This is a genomic window from Pedobacter sp. D749 (assembly GCF_019317285.1).
GTDB lineage: Bacteria > Bacteroidota > Bacteroidia > Sphingobacteriales > Sphingobacteriaceae > Pedobacter.
On the sequence record NZ_CP079218.1, the window covers coordinates 1 to 22,039 of the forward strand.

The 22,039-nt window shown below is 41.1% G+C and carries 16 protein-coding genes, 2 tRNA genes and 4 rRNA genes; 12 read left to right on the forward strand and 10 right to left on the reverse strand.

The genetic code is table 11. From position 1 onward, the window contains the following. Nucleotides 1-1,431 carry a chromosomal replication initiator protein DnaA gene (dnaA, locus tag KYH19_RS00005; RefSeq protein ID WP_121287815.1) on the forward strand — a complete coding sequence of 477 codons (1,431 nt, stop codon included), beginning with the start codon at nucleotides 1-3 and terminating at the stop codon, nucleotides 1,429-1,431. Nucleotides 1,432-1,596: 165 nt separating this feature from the next. Here the strand turns inward: dnaA and KYH19_RS00010 are convergent, their stop codons facing one another. From KYH19_RS00010 to KYH19_RS00030, 5 genes are all read right to left on the reverse strand, one after another. Further along, nucleotides 1,597-2,145 carry an NUDIX hydrolase gene (locus tag KYH19_RS00010; protein WP_219077073.1) on the reverse strand — a complete coding sequence of 183 codons (549 nt, stop codon included), beginning with the start codon at nucleotides 2,143-2,145 and terminating at the stop codon, nucleotides 1,597-1,599. 22 nt (nucleotides 2,146-2,167) lie between these two features. Next, nucleotides 2,168-2,557 (reverse strand): hypothetical protein, encoded by a 390-nt coding sequence (locus tag KYH19_RS00015; protein ID WP_219077074.1) that lies wholly within the window; start codon nucleotides 2,555-2,557, stop codon nucleotides 2,168-2,170. 138 nt (nucleotides 2,558-2,695) lie between these two features. After that, on the reverse strand, nucleotides 2,696-3,469 hold the full coding sequence (locus tag KYH19_RS00020) for a YgcG family protein (protein WP_219077075.1): 774 nt from the start codon (nucleotides 3,467-3,469) through the stop codon (nucleotides 2,696-2,698). Nucleotides 3,470-3,472: 3 nt separating this feature from the next. Further along, nucleotides 3,473-3,916, reverse strand: a complete 444-nt coding sequence (locus KYH19_RS00025) for a TPM domain-containing protein (RefSeq protein ID WP_219077076.1) — start codon at nucleotides 3,914-3,916, stop codon at nucleotides 3,473-3,475. Between the two features lie 81 nt (nucleotides 3,917-3,997). Then, nucleotides 3,998-4,579, reverse strand: coding sequence for a LemA family protein (locus tag KYH19_RS00030; RefSeq protein WP_132403466.1), 582 nt, complete (start codon nucleotides 4,577-4,579; stop codon nucleotides 3,998-4,000). Between the two features lie 591 nt (nucleotides 4,580-5,170). Here KYH19_RS00030 and KYH19_RS00035 point away from each other — a divergent pair. Genes KYH19_RS00035 through KYH19_RS00045 form a run of 3 tightly spaced genes read left to right on the forward strand, consistent with a single transcriptional unit; the run spans nucleotide 5,171 to nucleotide 7,589 of the window. After that, nucleotides 5,171-6,712, forward strand: a complete 1,542-nt coding sequence (locus KYH19_RS00035) for an NAD(P)/FAD-dependent oxidoreductase (protein ID WP_219077077.1) — start codon at nucleotides 5,171-5,173, stop codon at nucleotides 6,710-6,712. Between the two features lie 33 nt (nucleotides 6,713-6,745). Then, complete coding sequence (locus KYH19_RS00040) at nucleotides 6,746-7,213, forward strand: DinB family protein (protein ID WP_121287822.1); 468 nt, start codon at nucleotides 6,746-6,748, stop codon at nucleotides 7,211-7,213. Between the two features lie 16 nt (nucleotides 7,214-7,229). Beyond that, entirely contained in the window at nucleotides 7,230-7,589 is a 360-nt protein-coding gene (locus tag KYH19_RS00045) for a CoA-binding protein (RefSeq protein WP_121287823.1), read from the forward strand. Here KYH19_RS00045 and KYH19_RS00050 read toward each other — a convergent pair. Both KYH19_RS00050 and KYH19_RS00055 read right to left on the reverse strand, forming a co-directional pair. Beyond that, on the reverse strand, nucleotides 7,586-8,695 hold the full coding sequence (locus KYH19_RS00050; protein ID WP_219077078.1) for an acyloxyacyl hydrolase: 1,110 nt from the start codon (nucleotides 8,693-8,695) through the stop codon (nucleotides 7,586-7,588). The two genes, KYH19_RS00045 and KYH19_RS00050, sit on opposite strands and share 4 nt — an antisense overlap. Then, nucleotides 8,695-9,651: a lipid A deacylase LpxR family protein gene (locus KYH19_RS00055; protein ID WP_219077079.1), complete on the reverse strand. Its 957-nt coding sequence runs from the start codon at nucleotides 9,649-9,651 to the stop codon at nucleotides 8,695-8,697. The genes KYH19_RS00050 and KYH19_RS00055 overlap by 1 nt, the downstream gene beginning before the upstream one ends. A gap of 158 nt (nucleotides 9,652-9,809) precedes the next feature. Between KYH19_RS00055 and KYH19_RS00060 the strand changes: the two genes are divergently transcribed. The 8 genes from KYH19_RS00060 (at nucleotide 9,810) to KYH19_RS00095 (ending at nucleotide 18,894) form a co-directional block, all read left to right on the forward strand. After that, nucleotides 9,810-9,992 carry a hypothetical protein gene (locus KYH19_RS00060; protein ID WP_219077080.1) on the forward strand — a complete coding sequence of 61 codons (183 nt, stop codon included), beginning with the start codon at nucleotides 9,810-9,812 and terminating at the stop codon, nucleotides 9,990-9,992. 695 nt (nucleotides 9,993-10,687) lie between these two features. Next, nucleotides 10,688-12,209 (forward strand): 16S ribosomal RNA (locus KYH19_RS00065). Nucleotides 12,210-12,458: 249 nt separating this feature from the next. Beyond that, nucleotides 12,459-12,533, forward strand: a tRNA-Ile gene (locus KYH19_RS00070). Between the two features lie 18 nt (nucleotides 12,534-12,551). Beyond that, a tRNA-Ala gene (locus KYH19_RS00075) sits at nucleotides 12,552-12,628 on the forward strand. Between the two features lie 431 nt (nucleotides 12,629-13,059). Then, nucleotides 13,060-15,934 (forward strand): 23S ribosomal RNA (locus tag KYH19_RS00080). Between the two features lie 128 nt (nucleotides 15,935-16,062). After that, nucleotides 16,063-16,174: ribosomal RNA gene (rrf, locus tag KYH19_RS00085) — 5S ribosomal RNA — on the forward strand. A gap of 175 nt (nucleotides 16,175-16,349) precedes the next feature. Further along, nucleotides 16,350-16,461, forward strand: a 5S ribosomal RNA gene (rrf, locus tag KYH19_RS00090). The 16S, 23S and 5S rRNA genes sit together here with 2 tRNA genes alongside, the layout of an rRNA operon. A 666-nt stretch (nucleotides 16,462-17,127) precedes the next feature. After that, the gene (locus KYH19_RS00095; RefSeq protein WP_219077081.1) at nucleotides 17,128-18,894 is read left to right on the forward strand and encodes a S8 family peptidase; all 1,767 of its coding nucleotides are present in this window, start codon (nucleotides 17,128-17,130) and stop codon (nucleotides 18,892-18,894) included. Between the two features lie 228 nt (nucleotides 18,895-19,122). On the opposite strand, the gene KYH19_RS00100 is transcribed toward KYH19_RS00095, so the two are convergent. Genes KYH19_RS00100 through KYH19_RS00110 form a run of 3 tightly spaced genes read right to left on the reverse strand, consistent with a single transcriptional unit; the run spans nucleotide 19,123 to nucleotide 22,017 of the window. Beyond that, entirely contained in the window at nucleotides 19,123-19,902 is a 780-nt protein-coding gene (locus tag KYH19_RS00100) for a polysaccharide deacetylase family protein (protein WP_219077082.1), read from the reverse strand. A gap of 1 nt (nucleotide 19,903) precedes the next feature. Continuing rightward, on the reverse strand, nucleotides 19,904-20,836 hold the full coding sequence (locus KYH19_RS00105; protein ID WP_132401946.1) for a glycosyltransferase family 2 protein: 933 nt from the start codon (nucleotides 20,834-20,836) through the stop codon (nucleotides 19,904-19,906). Then, nucleotides 20,833-22,017 (reverse strand): glycosyltransferase family 87 protein, encoded by a 1,185-nt coding sequence (locus KYH19_RS00110; protein ID WP_219077083.1) that lies wholly within the window; start codon nucleotides 22,015-22,017, stop codon nucleotides 20,833-20,835. Before KYH19_RS00110 ends, KYH19_RS00105 begins: the two co-directional genes overlap by 4 nt. Between the last annotated feature and the right edge of the window lie 22 nt (nucleotides 22,018-22,039).

Genomic DNA, 22,039 nt, shown 5'->3' on the forward strand with positions numbered 1-22,039 from the left:
ATGGAAAAAACTTGTACAGAAGTATGGAAGAACTGTCTTCAAATTATTAAGGATAACATTCCGAGCCAAAGTTTCAAAACTTGGTTCGAGCCAATAACGGCTCTTAAATTGGAAGGCAAGGTTTTAACTATACAGGTGCCAAGTTTGTTCTTTTACGAATGGCTTGAAGAACATTATGTGGGCTTGCTGCGCAAGACTGTAAAAAAACAACTTGGAGAGGATGGCAGGTTGGAATATAACATCGTTGTAGATAAATCATCAAACAGCGGTAATCCTTATACTACCAATATGCCCTCAAATGGAAATGGAGCGGAGGCAAAGGTACAATCGATGCCGATTCCGGTTTCCATTAATAAGGATATTAAAAACCCATTTATTATCCCAGGATTAAAAAAATTAAATGTTGATCCACAATTAAACGCAAACTATACTTTCGAAAATTACATTGAGGGAGATTGCAATCGCTTGGCACGTTCTGCAGGTTACGCTGTAGCTGCTAAACCAGGTGGTACATCTTTTAACCCTTTGATGATTTACGGTGGAGTAGGTTTGGGCAAAACGCACCTGGCACAGGCAATCGGTAACGAGATTAAACGCAGCATGCCAGATAAATTGGTGATCTATGTAAGTTGTGAGAAATTCTGTCAGCAGTTTGTAGATTCCTTAAAAAACAACACCATTAACGATTTCGTTAACTTTTATCAGGCAATGGATGTGATCATCATGGATGATGTGCACAACTTTGCAGGTAAAGAAAAAACACAGGATATTTTCTTCCACATTTTTAATCATCTGCATCAGTCGGGCAAACAGGTAATCTTAACATCTGATAAAGCACCGAAAGATTTAGCCGGTTTGGAAGAGCGTTTATTAAGCCGTTTTAAATGGGGTCTATCTGCAGATTTACAGATTCCTGATCTGGAAACCCGTATCGCTATTTTAAGAAAGAAAATGTATGCTGATGGTATTGAGTTGCCAGGCGAAGTGGTAGAGTATGTTGCGCACAACATTGATAACAACGTACGTGAGTTAGAGGGCGCTATGGTATCTCTTTTGGCACAGGCTACTTTGAACAAGAAGGAAATCGATTTAGCCCTGGCTAAACAGATGTTGAAGAACTTTATCAAAAATACTTCAAAAGAAATTTCAATGGAATACATCCAGAAATTGGTTTGCGAGTATTTTGAGGTTCCTGTTGATATGGTAAAATCGCAAACACGTAAACGCGAAATTGTTCAGGCACGTCAGATTTCGATGTATCTATCTAAAAGCCATACTAAATCATCATTGAAAACAATTGGCGCTTTCTTTGGTGGGCGTGATCATAGTACCGTAATTTATGCTTGCCAAACCGTAGAAGATTTAATCGATACCGACAAGAAGTTTAAAGCTTACGTACACGATATCCAAAAGAAATTAAAAATGAGCTAAAACCGGTTCAGGAATAGAAAGGTAGAAGGGTTTAAATTAAAACCTTTCGTTCATGTTCAAAGGTTTATGCAAATTAATAAAGGCTAGGTTTTATGCAATGGCCCCGGAAAGTCTAACTTCTTGGGGCCATTGCAATTAAGAAACTTCGTATTTCAATGTGAACTTCTAAAGTTTTTCCAGTTCTGCTAAGCCGTAGTATAAAGCGGCAACATGTAGTGCCTGGGCTATTTTGTTTTCCTTGATGAACTGTTTTACCTCGTCTACAGTATATTCTTCTACATTTAAAATTTCATGTTCATCTAAATGCTGTTCATGGGTTTTAATGCCGCCTGTTAAGAAATAGGTAAAGGTTCTGTTATCTGAGGTTGCCGGATTGGGATAAAGTTCTGCAATAAACTTACAGGTTTTAAAACTGTAACCGGTCTCTTCTAAAAGTTCACGTTTAACGGCAAATTCTGGAGCCTCATCACCATCAATTACACCACCCGGAACTTCAAGAGAAAGAATATCAGCTGCATGGCGGTACTGGCGTACCATAATTATTTTTCCTTCTTCAGTTAATGCAACCGCATTTACCCAGTTGGGGTATTCTAAAACATAATAATCATCTTTTATCACACCACCCGGAAGTTTCACTTCATCAACGCGCAAGGTAGCCCACTGTTCGCGTACTAAATATTTAGAGGCAAGTTTCTGCCACTTTTCTATAATCATTTATTTACGTTGTTTATTTTATTTAGCGCAGGTATTGTTGTATTGTTTTCTGGCGGTGCAAGTTTACCAAATGTACAATCTTGTGCTGATCTGACAGGTGTTTATAAACTAAATTAAGTTTTGGTGCAATGCTTTGGTTGCGATCCTGACTCACACCTAACTCATAATACAGAAATTCGCTTAACGAGTCGAGCTTTTCAGGAGGAAGGTTGCCTTCGGTTAACCAATTTTTAAAAACAGAAAGATCTTCATTTTCAAGAATTTCTTTAGGCAATTGAAAGCCACCTTTCATGGTTTCTTCAAAAAGCTGATTGGCTTCAGCCAACTTGCCTTCTAATTTTAAGCCCATAATACGGGCCAAAACCTGTGCAAGTTTCTGTATTTCAGCTGTAATTAAATCTCTTCGGTACATTATTGTTGTAATGTTAGGTTGTTGAAAAGTTAAAATGTTCTGTAACGTTCAAAACAAAATCTTTTCCAATCTATGGACTATGGACTATGGACTATGGACTATGGACTATGGACTATGGACTATGGACTATGGACTAAACTACCAGCTTCCGCTGCTTCCGCCACCGCCAAAGCTTCCTCCGCCAAAACCACCGAATCCACCGCCTCCTCCACCAGAAGAGCCACCTCCCCAGCCACCGCTGCTTCGGCCTCCGCCACTTCCAAACAGCATAGCCCAAAATAGCGCATTAGATGCCCCGCGTCCGCCAATTACTTCGCTTCCGCCTCCGCCACCTTTTCGCATGATGATGATGATTACGATGACAATGATGATAATAATTACAATACTGCCACCTCCGCCACCTTTTTTTGAAGAAGCTTTTGGGTTATCATTTTTATATTCGCCCTGGGTATATTTTATTATTGAAGTAGTAGCTTCATCCAGGCCGACATAATAATTTCCAGCTTTAAAATTGGGTTTAATGTCGTTATCAATAATGCGCTTGGCATAAATATCGGGCAATGCACCTTCCAAGCCATAACCTGTTTGAATAGAGATTTTTCGGTCGCCAACTGCAACAACGATCATAATGCCATTGTTTTTGCCGCTTTGGCCAACGCCCCATTTCCTGCCCAGTTCTACAGCATACTCATTAATGTCGTAATCGCCGACTGATTTTAATATCGCTATAGCAATTTGTGTTGATGACGAATCATTAAAGGTCACTAATTTAGTTTCCAGTTGCTGCTTTTGATCGGCTGATAATACATTAGCGTAATCATTAACCAAAGTATTGGGTTTCTCTGGAAAATCCTGTGCAAAGGCGAAAGTGAATAATAAACTCAGTAACGAGAAAAGGAATATTTTCTTCATCGCTTATTTCTGCTCTAGATTGTCCATAAAAACGATATCATTTGGCAATTCATTAATGTCACCTTTTTGAGGCGGGAAGAACAAGGCCAGTTTTTCTCCAGCCAAGGCTACACCTGCAATAATGCCATCGGCTAAATTTCCTTTTGCAAAATGTGCAGTCATCGCTATTTTGGTTGTTTCCCAAAAATCTTCAGGTACAACCTGATTAATGCCCACATCGCCAATAATGGCAAATTTATGATCGGCATGCGCCAGGTATATCAGTACCCCATTTCTTTTTGCTGTTTTATCCATGTCAAGTTTAGCAAAATATTCGGTGGCTTTTTCATACGGATCGCCTGCGCAATGTTTATCAATAGCAATCCTAATTTCTCCGGAAGTTGCTCTTTCTGCATCGGAGATCGCGTTTGCTATTCTTTCTTGTTCAATATCTGAAAATAACGACATGTGTTTATTTTATATGAAGTAAAAAGGGTAATAAATGTTCAGTTAAACATTCACTACCCTTATATGTTGTGTTAAGAATAATTAAAATTCTACTTTAGGTGCATTTTTAGCTGAAGCATCAGCCTCGAAATACCCTTTTGGTTTAAAACCGAACATGCCGGCTGTTAAATTGGTTGGAAATGACCTTATTTTACCATTATATTCCTGTACTGCATCGTTAAAATCTTTTCGGGCAACAGTGATCCTGTTTTCAGTACTTTCTAATTGTGCCGACAAATCACTGAATTGTTGCGTAGCCCTTAACTCAGGATAATTCTCGGTAATGGATAATAATTTACCCAATGCCTGACTTAATTCTCCCTGCGCAGCTTGGAATTTTTTGATGTTTTCTGGTGAAAGATCATCCGTGTTAACCGTCATCTGAGTGGCTTTTGCACGCGCCTCAGTTACCGCTGTTAATGTACCCTGTTCAAATTTAGCAGCTCCTTTTACGGTTGCTACCAGGTTAGGAATCAAATCTGCTCTTCTCTGATATTGGGTTTGTACTGTTCCCCATTTCGATTTAACGTTCTCATCCAATTTAACCATGCTGTTATATCCGCATGAACTTAAAGTGCTCACTGCAATAACTGCAGCTAAAATTCCAAATATTAATCTTTTCATTTTTATGGTTTTGTCTTTTTAATCAAACTGAATTTTAATTCAATTTACGAATTAGATATCAAATTGCATGCCTTTGTTACAGTTTAGGTATTTATCTGACAGGTTGACAAGCTACTCATTGAATTTAACAAGGAAAAATCAGGATATTTGATTAAGTAATTTGTGGATATCAAGCCTGTTCTTTTGTTTTGGAGCGCAGGGCTTTTCGCTTTTTTGTATCGTTGTCCCGCTCTTTGCTTTATCCCGATAGAAACCCTGTGAAACAAGCAAGCACACCAAATATAACATAAGCCAGTCCTTAAATCGGGATGCCCGCTCCGATCGGGGCTATAAACTTAGGTCTGCAGCACAGAAAACCGGCATAGTAGTAGAAAAATAACTTCATTAAACCCGATCCGAGCGAGATGCCTATTTCTTCAATCGGCAGAAGCGGGAGCCGGACTGTAGTTTCCAATGAAATACTGCAATTGCTTTCCAAAAAAATAAAAGCATTACTTAGTCTGCTAATAGTTTTTATTCATATGCTGAAATCATCAAATATGCTGTCATATATCTATCTTTGTACTGTTCGGGATAAAAACCTGACATGATATGCAAAAAGACATCGAAATTACGCTGCTCCCGCAAGAGGTAGAGCAAACAGAGATGATTAACCAGAAACTGGCTGAAGCGCTAAAATTACCTGGTTCAAGAATTAAAGGCTATGAGATCTTGAAGCGATCAATAGATGCCCGTTCCAGAAAAGTGATTTTCCGCTTGCAGGTAAAGGTTTTTGTTGATGAGGAAGCCATTGCTGGAGTTTATACCATTAACTATCCTAATGTAAAAGAAGCGAAACCCGTAATTATTATAGGCGCAGGTCCTGCAGGTTTGTTTGCTGCTTTGCAATGCATTGAAAATGGATTAAAGCCCATTATTATCGAACGTGGTAAGGATGTAAAACAACGCCGGAGAGATTTGGCTGCCATAAATAAGCAGGGATTAGTAAATACAGAATCTAATTATTGTTATGGAGAAGGTGGCGCAGGGACTTATTCGGATGGTAAACTATACACCCGTTCCAACAAACGGGGCGATATTAATAAAGTGCTTCAGGTTTTTGTAAACCATGGGGCGGAGCCAGATATTGCTATTGATGCCCGTCCACATATTGGTACCAACAAACTGCCGCATATTATTACTTCCATAAAAGATACGATTCTGAATGCCGGCGGAGAAGTGATGTTCGATAGCCGGATGACTGATATTCTAATTGAATTTGGAAAAGTAAAAGGCATTGAGATCAATTTTGAAGAAAAGTTATTCGCTGATCACATTATCTTGGCAACAGGACATTCTGCGAGAGATGTGTACGAATTGTTGAACAGTAAAAATATCCTGATCGAAGCAAAACCTTTCGCTTTAGGAGTCAGGATTGAGCATCCTCAGGAAATTATTGATTCAGCCCAATACCATTGCGATATCCGATCGGAGTTTTTACCTCCTGCCTATTACAGTTTAGTTGAGCAGGTTGGTGCCCGCGGGGTATTTTCTTTTTGCATGTGTCCGGGTGGGATTATTGCACCTTGTTCTACAGGCGAAAACGAAATCGTGGTAAATGGCTGGTCGCCTTCTAAGCGAAACAACCCATATGCCAATTCCGGAACGGTGGTTCAGGTGACTTTAAATGATGTTCAGGGTTACGATCCGCTAAGGATGTTGAATTTTCAATCCGAAATAGAAAAAGCTGCCTTTGAAGCTGGAGGAGGAAACCTCGTTGCCCCCGCACAACGTATGGTCGATTTTGTAAACAACAGATTATCATTGGATCTCCCGAAGAATTCTTATCTGCCCGGTACCAAAAGTTCGATGCTCGATAATATTCTCCCTGAATTTGTATCTGAGAGTTTGCGCGCAGCATTGCCTTTATTTGGCAAAAAAATTAAGGGTTATTACACAAATGAAGCTATTTTGGTAGGCGTAGAGAGCAGAACCTCTTCTCCGGTAAGGATTCCAAGAGATAAAGAGACTTATCAGCACCCTCAGGTAAAAGGTTTATATCCTTGTGCAGAAGGTGCGGGTTATGCGGGTGGAATCGTTTCGGCAGCAATTGATGGAATTAACTGTGCAAATGCGATATTGAATGCATCTTAACAAACTTTATAGTGCACAGATTGTTGTTTTGGTATGTTTAATATCACGAACGAAATAAAAAAAGCTTTCAATGGTGATGCGTGGCATGGTAATCATGTAATGCAAACATTGAATAATGTAAATCCGGAAAAAGCGTTTAGCCATTTAGTGCCAGGGGCACATTCGATAGCCGAAATTGCACTGCATTTAACCGCTTGGACAGAAGAAGTTTCGTCTAGATTAACCGGTAAACCAGCTGCTGAACCTGCAAGAGGCGATTGGCCCGAGCCTGAAGCAAGAACACCACAGGCTTGGGAACGCATTATCTTTGATTTTAAGATCGCGAACGAAGAACTGATCCGTGTTTGCGAAAGCCTGAAAGACAACCAATGGAATGATGAAGTAAAGAACGAGCGTAATCCTGCTTTAGGTACAGGGGTAACCAATATTGAATTGGTAAGCGGGCTTGCACAACACCATGCTTACCATTCCGGTCAGATTGCTTTATTGTCTAAATTTTAATCTGTGTAATCACATTATGAAAAAGACTTTGATTATTGGCGCCTCGCCAGATCCTTCAAGATATTCGTACAAAGCAGCGCACATGCTTAAGCGCTTTAACCATGATATTGTCAATGTTGGCATAAAAAAAGGAGAAGTTGCAGGCATTGAAATTGAAAAGCCTGGAGAAATCCACCATGATATTGATACTATCACTTTGTATATTGGTCCTGCTCTACAGCCGCAATACCACGATTATATTCTGGCTACCAAACCAAAGCGGGTAATCTTTAACCCAGGAACAGAGAATTACGAATTGGAAAAGCTCTTGGATCAGCATGATATAGAGCCTGTTGAAGCCTGCACTTTAGTATTGCTTAGTACCGGACAATATTAAAAACGGTATACCACGCCCCAGTTTACAAAATCAGCCTGGGCAAAATGCATATAGGTTTTTGCCTGTAAACCAATATGTGGTGTAATATTAAATGTAGGTCCAAATGTCCAGTACCAGTTTGCTTTATCCATCAATCTATTGTAGTGGATGTATTTACCAACTTGTGCCGCGACAGTTATGCGCCATAGGTTGATATCAGCGCCAATGCTGATCCCGGTGCGCCAGCGGTCGTAAGAAGTGCCATAGTTTTGGAAAGTATCCCCATAATTATTAGGGTCAAATACGGTATAATAATAAACGGCATCCGCACCGGCTTTAAGCGATATGACATCATTAAGGTAAAAATTGTAACCAGCATATAATCCACTTTTGTACAAGCTTTTAGTTCTATTCGCAAATACGCCCCTTGCGCCTAAACCAGCACTCAACTCAATAGAATTTCGCTTCAAAGTAGTGTAGGTGCTTTTCTGCTCAGCAGTTAATGTTTTAGGGTTGTTTAATTTAATTCCGACATAAATGTTTCCCGTATTCAAGCCACCATTTGGAACAGTTGCCCCTCCGTTAGATACATGTAGAAAACCTAAACCTAAAAGTAAATCAGTGTATTTGCTCATTGGCAGCTCCATTCCTAAATCTGCTTTAATGGTTTCATTAATCGGGCTTCCCAAAAATCTGTTTTTGGTATTGTTGTAATAATACTTATTCGTGTATCCTAAACCAACCCCTGGGGTGAAATTAATTTTAGTCTTTCCAATTTTAAACAATTGGAAATCCATCTGAGCCACCAAACTATATACCTGCCCAAAGGCATGTTCCGAATTATCTTTTGTTCCCTTTAATTTGCTTAGGTCTCTGAAAATAAAACCGATCCCGTAAGATTTAGCACCACTAAATCCAATCCATTTATCGCTATTCTGGCTAATCTCCTTGAAATAAGCTGCGTCAAATCCTGTAATCTGATCCTGAAACAGATGCCCCTGATCATTATTGATGTGTGTGCCAAATATAGGCTTAATGATAATAGAATGGTTTTCCGGAGCAATCTGAGCCTCCGCAAATGCCCAGCCTGTAATCACGAAAATAAAAGTAAGTAATTGTTTTTTCATTAGTTTTTACTAAAACGGTAAGCAAGACTATAAAAGGCATAACGGTAGCCGGTGGCGCTGTTTTTAACTTCGTTAGATGTAAAAGTAGCGGTGTAGTTGGCTGTCCAGCGTGCAATGGCGAAAGTTAATCCCATCTGTGTGGTAAAAACAAAAGGTTTTGGTTTAAAGGTAATTGGTCCCTTATCACTCCTAAATAAACCACCCTGCAAGCTCGAATCAAACGCAACAGCATGTAATTGCGGATTAACCGAAAGAAAAAGTTCGTATTTACGCGTAGTTTTGTAGTTATTGTTATTACTCACCAAACTGTTAAAAGCTGCTGAGCCTTCCATATCGTTAAATCTGCCTAACCGCAACATGGCGCCAAGATTGGCCTTTGTAATTACGTTGCCTAGCGCAGCCGAAGCCGTTCCAGTAGCATCAAATACCTTATTATTGGTGGTGATTAAAAGCTTGTTGTATTCGGCGCCAAGGTTCAGTGTCGGCTCACTTTTTAAACCGTATTCCCAACCTTCAATCTGGTTTTGACCAACTAGTTTATGAAATGCTTTTTGAAACTTTTCGCCCAAAGCATCTTTTCCGGTAATTCCAATTTGTGTAGAAACCTTTAGCATTTGTTTATTGCTATAAAAACGGCTATAATTTGCTTCGCCATAAAGGTAGGCTGTAAAAGGGCGGTCGTGTAGAGCAGGGTTTGGTACAAAGCTGTAGTAGGGATTATATATTTTTTGACCAAGCTCAAAGCCAATAATCTCTTTGCTTCTCCCGGTTTTCAGGTTTTCACCATTTAAAGCGTGCCTAAATTTAATAAAAGCACCGTTTGTATAATAGCGGTCGCTTGTAATATCAATGTAAGCATCGTTCTCGGAAATAATAACAAGCTCATTTTTATAATTTTGCGCGTAACTGATTTCTGCTATGCCGATAAATAGCAGAGAAAAGTATAATTTGAGCATCAACTTCATTTGTTTGGATGATTTATTAAGGGTATAAAAGTATTAATTATTGTTCAAAATATCGATACCACACCCCTTAGTTAAGCTTTATTATTCATTTCGTATCTATTATGCTATTTGTTTTTTTAGCAAAGCAGTTGTTATGCTACTATATAAGTATGCTCCCGCTTTCCGTTTATAGTGCCGGCGTGAAGCCGGCAGCTACCACTTCAATCGGGTTTAGGTGGCGGAGGGCAGGGGTAACTTACGAAGTTTCTAATGGCAGGGTGCAGGGAAATCGTAAGTTTTTAGGTCAAACCTCGCAGGTTTTTAAAACCTGCGAGGTTTATAAGGAGGTGTAAACACCTTTCCTTTCAAAAAGTTTTGCTGGAGGCAAAACTTTTTCATGCTGTAAACCATCAACTTACACCAATCCATACAGGATTTGACAAATTTCCTTTGCGGAAGCGATAAAAAATCCTACTTTTGCATCCCGCTTCGGAGGAAGAGGTTAATAAACTGAAAGGGTGGCATAGTGATACGGAGAGCGGGATTTATTTTAAAATAAATATTGCTAAAGAGAAAAAGATTGTTACCTTTGCAGCCCGGTTCGGAAGAATGGGAAGCCAGTTAAACCTGGCATATTGAAAAGCAAACAAGGAAAGAATAGAGCTTGAAAAAATAAAATTTATTTTATTTGGAAGTTTAAAAAAGTTCCTTACCTTTGCACTCCCAACCGAAAGGAAGCGGGAAAATCGGAACGGCGGATGTTGGGAAGATAGAAAAAAAAGATTGAAACAGACGTAAACACGTTTAAGACTAACAAGACTTGAACGAACTGAAGTTTGAAGATATATAAGTGATCGGCCGTGAGGTTTACCAGATCAGAAAGTTCTTAAAAGAGATGTCAATGTAGCGTAGCGAGGTAATGGAGTACTGATCAAAGTACATGATTACGTAGCTTTATTTTAAAGGTGGTGTCTAACAGACAACATAACAAAAAAGAAGACTATTTTTAACAATAGTTAAAACTGGTCAGCATCTTACAACACATTTTACAATGGAGAGTTTGATCCTGGCTCAGGATGAACGCTAGCGGCAGGCCTAATACATGCAAGTCGAACGATATTTTCCAGCTTGCTGGAAGAAAAAGTGGCGCACGGGTGCGTAACGCGTATGCAACCTACCTTAATCTGGGGGATAGCCCGGAGAAATCCGGATTAACACCGCATAAAAACACAGGATAGCATTATCCAATGTTCAAATATTTATAGGATTGAGATGGGCATGCGTGTCATTAGCTAGTTGGCGGGGTAACGGCCCACCAAGGCGACGATGACTAGGGGATCTGAGAGGATGACCCCCCACACTGGTACTGAGACACGGACCAGACTCCTACGGGAGGCAGCAGTAAGGAATATTGGTCAATGGAGGCAACTCTGAACCAGCCATGCCGCGTGCAGGAAGACTGCCCTATGGGTTGTAAACTGCTTTTATCCGGGAATAAACCTCTTTACGTGTAGAGAGCTGAATGTACCGGAAGAATAAGGATCGGCTAACTCCGTGCCAGCAGCCGCGGTAATACGGAGGATCCAAGCGTTATCCGGATTTATTGGGTTTAAAGGGTGCGTAGGCGGCCTGTTAAGTCAGGGGTGAAAGACGGTAGCTCAACTATCGCAGTGCCCTTGATACTGATGGGCTTGAATGGACTAGAGGTAGGCGGAATGAGACAAGTAGCGGTGAAATGCATAGATATGTCTCAGAACACCGATTGCGAAGGCAGCTTACTATGGTCTTATTGACGCTGAGGCACGAAAGCGTGGGGATCAAACAGGATTAGATACCCTGGTAGTCCACGCCCTAAACGATGAACACTCGCTGTTGGCGATACACAGTCAGCGGCTAAGCGAAAGCGTTAAGTGTTCCACCTGGGGAGTACGGTCGCAAGATTGAAACTCAAAGGAATTGACGGGGGCCCGCACAAGCGGAGGAGCATGTGGTTTAATTCGATGATACGCGAGGAACCTTACCCGGGCTTGAAAGTTAGTGAATGATTTAGAGATAGATCAGTCCGCAAGGACACGAAACTAGGTGCTGCATGGCTGTCGTCAGCTCGTGCCGTGAGGTGTTGGGTTAAGTCCCGCAACGAGCGCAACCCCTATGTTTAGTTGCCAGCACGTTATGGTGGGGACTCTAAACAGACTGCCTGTGCAAACAGAGAGGAAGGAGGGGACGACGTCAAGTCATCATGGCCCTTACGTCCGGGGCTACACACGTGCTACAATGGATGGTACAGAGGGCAGCTACATAGCAATATGATGCGAATCTCACAAAGCCATTCACAGTTCGGATTGGGGTCTGCAACTCGACCCCATGAAGTTGGATTCGCTAGTAATCGCGTATCAGCAATGACGCGGTGAATACGTTCCCGGGCCTTGTACACACCGCCCGTCAAGCCATGGAAGTTGGGGGTACCTAAAGTATGTAACCGCAAGGAGCGTCCTAGGGTAAAACCGATAACTGGGGCTAAGTCGTAACAAGGTAGCCGTACCGGAAGGTGCGGCTGGAATACCTCCTTTCTGGAGTAGACTCACCTACTCGCCACGCAACATGATATTTCGATAAGGTAGAAGGTAATAAGGTAGAAGGCTTAAGGTCTTGATACTTGATACCATATACTTTATACTAAAAAGAGAAAAAAGAAACACCCAGAAGAAAACGGTGGGCTACTATAAAGGTAAGCTTAACGGAGACAAGAAGGGGAAGCCAAAGGAAGCAGTAGCGGTAAGATACTATATACTGCAAACAATGCTTACCTGGAATTAAGAAGTCCCGTAGCTCAGCCTGGTTAGAGCACTACACTGATAATGTAGGGGTCTCCAGTTCAAATCTGGACGGGACTACACATTTAAAATCCTTTTGGGGGATTAGCTCAGCTGGCTAGAGCGCCTGCCTTGCACGCAGGAGGTCAACGGTTCGACTCCGTTATTCTCCACCATTAAGGTTGAGGGTTGAAAGGTGTAGGGTAAAACCTATAGCTGAAACAAACCACAACAGAATACACACCTTATTATCGGGATAGATAATATACATTGACATAAAGATTAAGAAAGAAGAAACGCCATGGGGCACATATATAGATATAATGATATCGAAATATGAAACGGTTCGAGACCGCAGTTTTTACTAATAAGGAATAAGCTATAGGCTTAGGTTAGGGCACATTAAACCCTACACCTTTATACCCTCAGCCTTATACCTTAATAAAGTTCTTTGACATATTGGAAGAAGTTAAAAAAGAAGAGCAAACAACAATAGGCGACTGTTGTGTTTGTGCTCACCAACCCAAGAGGCAACTCGAAGGAAGGTATGAGACATCATAACAAGAGCAAAAAAGCATACCATATGGCGCAAAAGGCATATGAGTAGAAGAAAGTAATAAAGAGTACACGGGGGATGCCTTGGCTCTCAGAGGCGATGAAGGACGTGATAAGCTGCGATAAGCTTCGGGTATTTGCAAATAGGAATTAATCCGAAGATTTCCGAATGGGGCAACCCGGCATGTTGAAGACATGTCACATATAATGAGCAAACCTGCCGAACTGAAACATCTAAGTAAGCAGAGGAAGAGAAAATAACAATGATTTCCTAAGTAGTGGCGAGCGAAAGGGAAAGAGCCCAAACCTACTTTGTTACGGCAAAGTGGGGGTTGTAGGACTGCAACGTGGCATTAGCAAACAGAAGTGGAATGGGATGGGAAGCCCAGCGATACACGGTGATAGCCCGGTACACGTATAGAATGCTAGCCTAGCAGTATCCTGAGTACCGCGAGGTCGGAGACGCCTTGTGGGAATCTGCCGGCACCATCCGGTAAGGCTAAATACTCCTGAGAGACCGATAGTGAACCAGTACCGTGAGGGAAAGGTGAAAAGAACCCCGAACAGGGGAGTGAAATAGAACCTGAAACCGTGTACTTACAAGCGGTCGGAGCGTCCAGGTGGCGTGACGGCGTGCCTTTTGCATAATGAGCCTACGAGTTACTCTTCTCTGGCAAGGTTAAGTGCTTCAGGCACGGATCCGAAGCGAAAGCGAGTCTGAATAGGGCGTATAGTCAGAGGAGGTAGACGCGAAACCTTGTGATCTACCCATGGACAGGTTGAAGGTGCGGTAACACGTACTGGAGGACCGAACCGATAAACGTTGAAAAGTTTCCGGATGATCTGTGGGTAGGGGTGAAAGGCTAATCAAACTGGGAAATAGCTCGTACTCCCCGAAATGTTTTTAGGAACAGCGTCGACGTTGAGTTATATAGAGGTAGAGCTACTGATTGGGTGCGGGGGAGTCAAATCCTACCAAATCCAGACAAACTCCGAATGCTATATAATATAGTCGGCAGTGAGGCGCGGGGTGCTAAGGTCACGCGCCGAGAGGGAAAGAACCCAGACCATCAGCTAAGGTCCCCAAGTTACAGTTAAGTTGAACTAACGAGGTCCGATTGCACAGACAGCTAGGATGTTGGCTTGGAAGCAGCCATTCATTTAAAGAGTGCGTAACAGCTCACTAGTCGAGCGATCGGGCATGGATAATAAACGGGCATTAAATTGTACACCGAAGCTATGGGATTGAAATATATCGGTAGGGGAGCATTCTATCGGCAGCGAAGGTATCTGGTAATGGGTGCTGGAGCTTATAGAAAAGCAAATGTAGGCATAAGTAACGATAAGGCGGGCGAGAAACCCGCCCACCGAAAGGATAAGGTTTCCTGATCAACGCTAATCGGATCAGGGTTAGTCGGGACCTAAGGAGAACCCGAAGGGGAAATTCGATGGACAACGGGTTAATATTCCCGTACTTTTTATAACTGCGATGTGGGGACGGAGTAGTGACACTGCCGCGATCTGACGGAATAGATCGTTAAAGACAGTAGGTATTAGAACGGTAGGCAAATCCGCCGATCTAGCTGAAAGTCGATAGTACCAAGAGGCTTCGGCTAATTGGATAGCGCAGGTAATCAGACTTCCAAGAAAAACCGCTAAGCTTCAGGTTATAAAAACCCGTACCGCAAACCGACACAGGTATCCGGGAAGAGGATTCTAAGGTGCTCGAGTGAATCATGGCTAAGGAACTCGGCAAAATGGCCCTGTAACTTCGGGAGAAGGGGCGCTGGCAGCAATGTCAGCCGCAGTGAAAAGGCCCAGGCGACTGTTTAACAAAAACACATGGCTTTGCAAAATCGAAAGATGAAGTATAAGGCCTGACACCTGCCCGGTGCTGGAAGGTTAAGAGGGGATGTCATCGTAAGAGAAGCATTGAATCGAAGCCCCAGTAAACGGCGGCCGTAACTATAACGGTCCTAAGGTAGCGAAATTCCTTGTCGGGTAAGTTCCGACCTGCACGAATGGTGTAACGATCTGGGCGCTGTCTCAGCCATGAGCTCGGTGAAATTGTGGTCCCGGTGAAGACGCCGGGTACCCGCAACGGGACGGAAAGACCCCATGCACCTTCACTACAATTTAACATTGACATTGGATACAGGATGTGTAGGATAGGTGGGAGGCTTTGAAGCGGCGTCGCTAGGCGTCGTGGAGCCAACGTTGAAATACCACCCTTTCTGTATTCGGTGTCTAATCCCTCTAAGAGGGAGACATTGTTTGATGGGTAGTTTGACTGGGGTGGTCGCCTCCAAAAAGGTAACGGAGGCTTTCAAAGGTAAGCTCAGTACGCTTGGTAACCGTACGCGGAGTGCAATAGCATAAGCTTGCTTGACTGTGAGACAGACAAGTCGATCAGGGTCGAAAGACGGATATAGTGATCCGGTGGTTCTGCATGGAAGGGCCATCGCTCAAAGGATAAAAGGTACGCTGGGGATAACAGGCTGATCTCCCCCAAGAGCTCATATCGACGGGGAGGTTTGGCACCTCGATGTCGGCTCGTCACATCCTGGGGCTGGAGAAGGTCCCAAGGGTTCGGCTGTTCGCCGATTAAAGTGGCACGCGAGCTGGGTTCAGAACGTCGCGAGACAGTTCGGTCCCTATCTGTTGTGGGCGTAGGAATTTTGAGTGGGGCTGACCTTAGTACGAGAGGACCGGGTTGGACTAGCCTCTAGTGAATCTGTTGTTCCGCCAGGGGCATTGCAGAGTAGCTACGCTGGGAATAGATAAGCGCTGAAAGCATCTAAGTGCGAAACTAGCCACGAGATGAGAATTCCATATAGGACCGTAGAAGACTACTACGTTGATAGGCTATAGATGTAAAGCTGGCGACAGCACAGTCGAGTAGTACTAATCATCCGAAGCTTTCAAAGCAAACAGACTGTTGTTTGTTCTTCAAACTAACTTCTTTCAATACTGTTTAAGGTTTAAGGCGAAAGGCTTAAGGTTTAGGGATTCCCCTCCACCTTTATACCCTCTACCTTCTACCTCAATAAAATATTCAGGTGCCTATATCGGTGGTGTCCACCTCTTCCCATTCCGAACAGAGCAGTTAAGCCCACCAGAGCCGATGGTACTGCGGTAACACGTGGGAGAGTAGGTCGGTGCCAGATCTTAAAAAGAAACCCTTTAGCAGAAATGTTAAAGGGTTTTCTTGTTATATACAAGGCCTTGTGTTTAAGGCCAGCGAAATTGAAATACTGAAAGGCTAAAAGCTGAAAGAGCAAAGACCAAAGGTGGATTACGCTTTAGTCTTTAAGCTTCTTCTTTAGTCTTAAATAAAAATATTCAGGTGCCTATATCGGTGGTGTCCACCTCTTCCCATTCCGAACAGAGCAGTTAAGCCCACCAGAGCCGATGGTACTGCGGTAACACGTGGGAGAGTAGGTCGGTGCCAGATCTTAAAAAGAAACCCCTCAACAGAAATGTTGGAGGGGTTTCTTGTTTTAATGGCTTTGTGAAGTATATTATTTAAAACTGTTAAAGCATTAAATGGGATTATGCAAAGGTTCTTTTCTTAATGTCCTTAATCCCTTAATGGTAAAGGGGCCATAAATTTTTCTCACCATTAAGGCGTTAAGCAAAGTTAAGGGTTTGCTCCCGCAGATCACGCTGATCTCCGCAGAGGCCATTCATCATCCATTTTACATCTTACCTGTTTAGTTCCAGCAAAACGTTAAAAATGATTAGGCAAAGGTTCTTTTTCTTAATGTCCTTAATCCCTTAATGGTAAAGGGGCCATAAATTTTTCTCACCATTAAGGCGTTAAGCAAAGTTAAGGGTTTGCTCCCGCAGATCACGCTGATCTCCGCAGAAGCCATTCCATCATCCATTATCCATCTTACCTGTTTTCCTTCTTCTTTCCTGTTTAATAGCCCTGATGGGAGTGAGCACGGAGACAATTCTTCATTGGCGGAGTAAAACGGACAGCAGGACGGAACCTAACCTAATGGTTACTGCTGCTGCGCTTCAAAAACAGATTGACTCTCTTGTTAAAAAATGTAAAATCTTTCAACCTCAAGGTAATAAAACCGTATTATTGTAGTATTTCGTACATATTATGATGATGAATGTGAATCTTAAGAAATTAACTTTTCTTGCTTTTATTTTGTGTGTAAATTTTAGTGTTTTTGCTCAAAGTAAAAATGTACAACTCCCTGCAAATTGGTTTAACCTCGATTTACAGGAAAATGGATATTTTGGTATTAGCACGGAGAAAGCTTATCGTGAACTTCTAAAGGATAAAAAACCAAAACAAAACGTTATCGTGGCAGTAATTGATGGTGGTGTTGATATCAATCATCCTGATTTGCAAAGTGTTTTATGGACAAATAAAAAAGAGATTCCTGGAAATGGAATAGACGATGACGGCAACGGTTATATTGATGATATTCATGGCTGGAATTTTATCGGTTCTAAAAAAGGTAATCTGGAGTTCGATAATTTAGAACTGGTGCGTTTGTTAAGAATTTATACTCCGAAGTATCAATCAACAACCAATTTAACTCCTTTAGATAGCACGCAAAAGGAAGAATTTAAGCTTTATAAGAAAATGGTTGGCGATTTTGGTAAAAAATATGAAGATGCCAGCAATACTTTTTCTGTTTTGATTGCCATTAACAAAGTATTAGATTCTGTAGCAAAGATCAATAAAAAAGAGATCCCAACGATGGCGGATGTTGATCAGTATAAAGCTGATGATGAAACTGAAGAGCAGGTAAAAACAATCATCAGAAAAGGGGCTAAAGAAGATGGTAGTTTCGAGAAGTTTTATAAGAACATAAAGGAAGGATATAAGCAATACGATGCAATGCTGAAGTATAACCTAAACCCTAAATACGATATGCGCGCGGAACTGGTTGGCGATGATTATAGCAATTCTTACCAAAAGGATTATGGAAACAACGATGTTAAAGGTCCCGATGCTTTTCATGGTACGCACGTATCGGGCATTATTGGTGCCGATCGTACGAATTCAACAGGTATTTTGGGGGTAGCCAATCATGTAAGTATTATGGCTATCAGGGTAGTGCCTACTGGTGATGAACGGGATAAAGATGTGGCTAATGGCATTAGGTATGCAGTTGATAATGGCGCCAGGGTAATTAATATGAGTTTTGGCAAAAGTTACAAGTGGGATAAAAAAGCAGTAGATTCGGCGGTAAAATACGCAGAACTTAAAGGTGTATTGTTGGTACATGCAGCCGGAAACGACAACCAGAACAACGATATTGAAGAGAATTTCCCGAATAAGTTTTTTGACAATAAAGAGGCAGAAAAGTACAAGGAAGCCAATAAAAAACCCAGCAAGCCAGATTTTACGCCACCTAAGCCTATGGCACAAAATAACGGAATGGGCATGAGACCACCTTATAACCGCCCTTCATTCGTAAAGCCTGCACCAATCGACTCAGCAAAGTTTAATCTACCCCATGCTAATAATTGGATTGAAGTGGGTGCAAGTGCTTATAAAGATGATGATAATCTAAAAGCCGATTTCTCTAATTATGGCAAGTACAGCGTTGATGTTTTTGCACCAGGGTTTTTGATCAAATCGACAGTGCCAGATAATAAATATGAAGAAGCTGATGGAACAAGTATGGCTTCGCCGGTTGTTGCTGGTTTAGCTGGTTTAATTTTAAGCTATTATCCAGAATTAACACCTGTTCAGGTAAGAGAAATAATCATGAAATCGGTTTCGAAAGTAGCACATAAGATAAAATACAAGAATGATAGAGGGGAGAACACCCGTGTGCTTTTTAGCGAAATATGTGTGAGCGGAGGTATTGTAAATACTTATAACGCACTTAAATTGGCAGAGTCGTATAAATAAAGAAGAGGTTTTTAGTTTTTTGGAGCGCAAGGGCATTACAACTATTTAGGTTTGTTCCCTTGCTCCGCTATATCCCTTCGCTGCGCTTTCGGGGATGCCGCTTCGCCCGGGGCTAAGCACTCCCAATGTCAGCTCTGCAAATGTAAACTTAACTACAGATATAAAAGCCCGTGTTTATCTGTGTGCATCTGTGGTTAAAAAACTTAATTAATAACATAAAAACAAAAACTACGAAACCAGGGTTTTAATAAACTCCTGAAAGGTGCCAAACGGATAATTTTTATGCTTCATCCACGAAATTAGCGCTTCCATACGTTCGATCATTTTTATACCTGTATTCTTCCTTACATAACCAGGGAAGCCAAAGCGTTCGAAATCATTTAAATCGGTAAATTCCCAGGGGTGAAAATATATATTCAGGTATTTATCCTTTTTATAAGTCCAACTGGCTAAGGTTTTGTAAATGCTTAAAGGAAGATTGTGGAAAGAGAGCCAGAATAGCGGGAACCGGACCATCGGGCTAACAGAAGCAGGGATCTGCAAAACATTATCTTTAATAAAATGCGTTCGCGAAATATTAAAATTATTATAGCGTCCGGGTAGATAAGTTGGATTGATGGATGTGTTGTACGTGTATCCAGCCTTTTCAATCTCCTTTTCATCAACAGGCATCATTCTCGCCATGCGGTAACCTGTAATTTCTTTACCTGAAAGTTCTTCGAGTTTGAGCTTAGATTGAAGCAGGTGTTCAGGTTTAAAATCAGAATGATAATAACCGTGAGAGGCCAGTTCATGCCCTGTTTCAGTAATCCGCTTAATCAGATCAGGTATATTTTCGGCAAAAGTAACCGTGCAGAAAAAAGTAGCTTTCACACTATATTTATCCAAAATGTCTAAAATAGCGATAGTCCCTGCTCTCGAAATGGCAATCTGATCTTCAAAGGAGATTTCTTTTCCGTATTCAAAAGGCATGTCAAACTCTTCGATATCAAAACTTAACAGTACCATTTTATTTTTGCTGGATATTGGTTGAACGGATAATATAATTTGGACGATTTTTAGTTTGCATAAACATCTTACCTACATAAATGCCTATAATACCCAAGATAATAAGCTGTAGTCCCCCAAAAAAGACGATGGTCATAATTACTGATGCCCAGCCAGAAACTTCTACATGGTTTACAAATGCGTAGATAATGTAAGGGATATACAGTACAGATGCAAAGGAAAGAATGAAACCAAGGTATACCGCAGAATATAGGGGTTTTATACTGAATGAGGTAACGCCATGTAGCGCCAGCCTTAACATCTTTTTAAAAGTATATTTGCTATTTCCCGAAAAACGTGCTGCAGGATTGTAACGAATGGCATACTGCTTAAAGCCAAGCCACTTTACCAAACCACGTAAAAATGGCTCATTTTCATGAAAATTCCTGAAAACACTTACAACTTTTCGATCAAGTAAGCGGAAATCGGCAGCACCTGGCTCAAGATCAATATCTGATAACCAGTTTAAGGTTTTATAAAATAAGCTTGAGGAGCTTCTTTTTCCTTTTGATAAATTCTTATCTTCTTCTCTGATGGTGTACACCACTTCGAAGCCTTCCTGCCACTTCTGCAACATTTGGGGAATTAACTCAGGAGGATGTTGCATATCGCAGTCCATAGAAATTACGCAATCGCCAAACGCATGGTCCATACCTGCTTTAACTGCCAATTGATGACCAAAATTTTTGGAGAATTCGAGAAAGAATATGTTGCCAGCAGTTGAAGCGTATTCTTTTATTGTTTCGAGGGTATGATCGGCGCTTCCATCATCCACCAGGATAATTTCATAATCGTAATTGATGGTTGAAAAAACTTTTTTAATACTTTCGGTTATTACAAAAATATTATCGGCTTCGTTGTAAGCAGGGATTACTATAGAAACTAATTTATTCATTTATCGGCAATCAGATAAGACTCAAAATCCTCTTTCATCATCTGGTAAATTATGGTTAGCCAAATGATAACGCAAGGTAGGGCTTTAAGAGAATATAGACGAATAAATTCTTTTACCGGCCTTGGGAAAATATCGGTTGGCGACAGGCTGGTTAATATAAATGCAAAAATAAACAAGGCAATTATCAACCCTTTTTTTGGGTTTTGCTGCACCATAAACCAAATGGCAACACCTGCGAAAGCAATAATATAGGTTGGGGATTCAGAACCACTGCTAAATATAACGGTAAAAATAAGGGTTGATGCCAATAACATTAACCTAAAGCCAATGTGTTTATATTGCTTTATCCGTAAATAGGGCAAAGCAAATAATATAAGACCACCTAATAAAAACGGGAGATTGGGAATGTTTACGTTTCCTGTTGCTCTCCTTACGATCCCCATTAAAGAAATATCCTGAAATGAAGTTAATGATGCATTTAAGTCATTTTTATGGGCTAGGGAATGGTACCAGTCGCTATATGATTGAATTACAAATGCCGGAGATGAAATTACCATTGGTAAAACAAAAAGTACTGCAAAAGCGATTAAGCCGCCTATGATAAATTTTAACTTATTTTTAGTGAAGAAGAAAAATGCCAATCCAACAATTCCGTAAAGTTTAACCAATGTGCCGAAGGCGATAAAAAAAGCCGATTGTACTTCCTTCTTTTTAATCAGATGGGAGAAACTTAGTAATATTAATCCTGTTAGTGCAATGTTAAACTGAAAGCTGAAAAGTGCAGTTAATGTTTCATTTGCACAGATCCATGCAATTATGGTTCGCTTGTTAAGTGAAATGGGTAGGCTGTAAATTCCCCAAAGTAATATGGCAATATTGGCGATGTTCCAAAGTATACAGCCCAATCCATCAGGTAATAAGGCAAAAGGCGCTATGAAAATCGAAAACACAGGACCATAATGGTTACTATCAAAGTATTCAGGATAATTATTGTATAAATTCTCTAAATCGATGGTATGCCAGTATACATATTTAAAAATCAGGTAATTATTATAGGAATGGTGATGGTATTGCTTAAAACCAGCTACAAGAGCCAATAGGAGATAAATGGCAAATACACATTGCTTTTTTAAAAGTAATGAGGACAGTTTACCAAGATTAGTTTTTGTGTAAGTGTTCATTATAATTTGGTGCCGCAATATA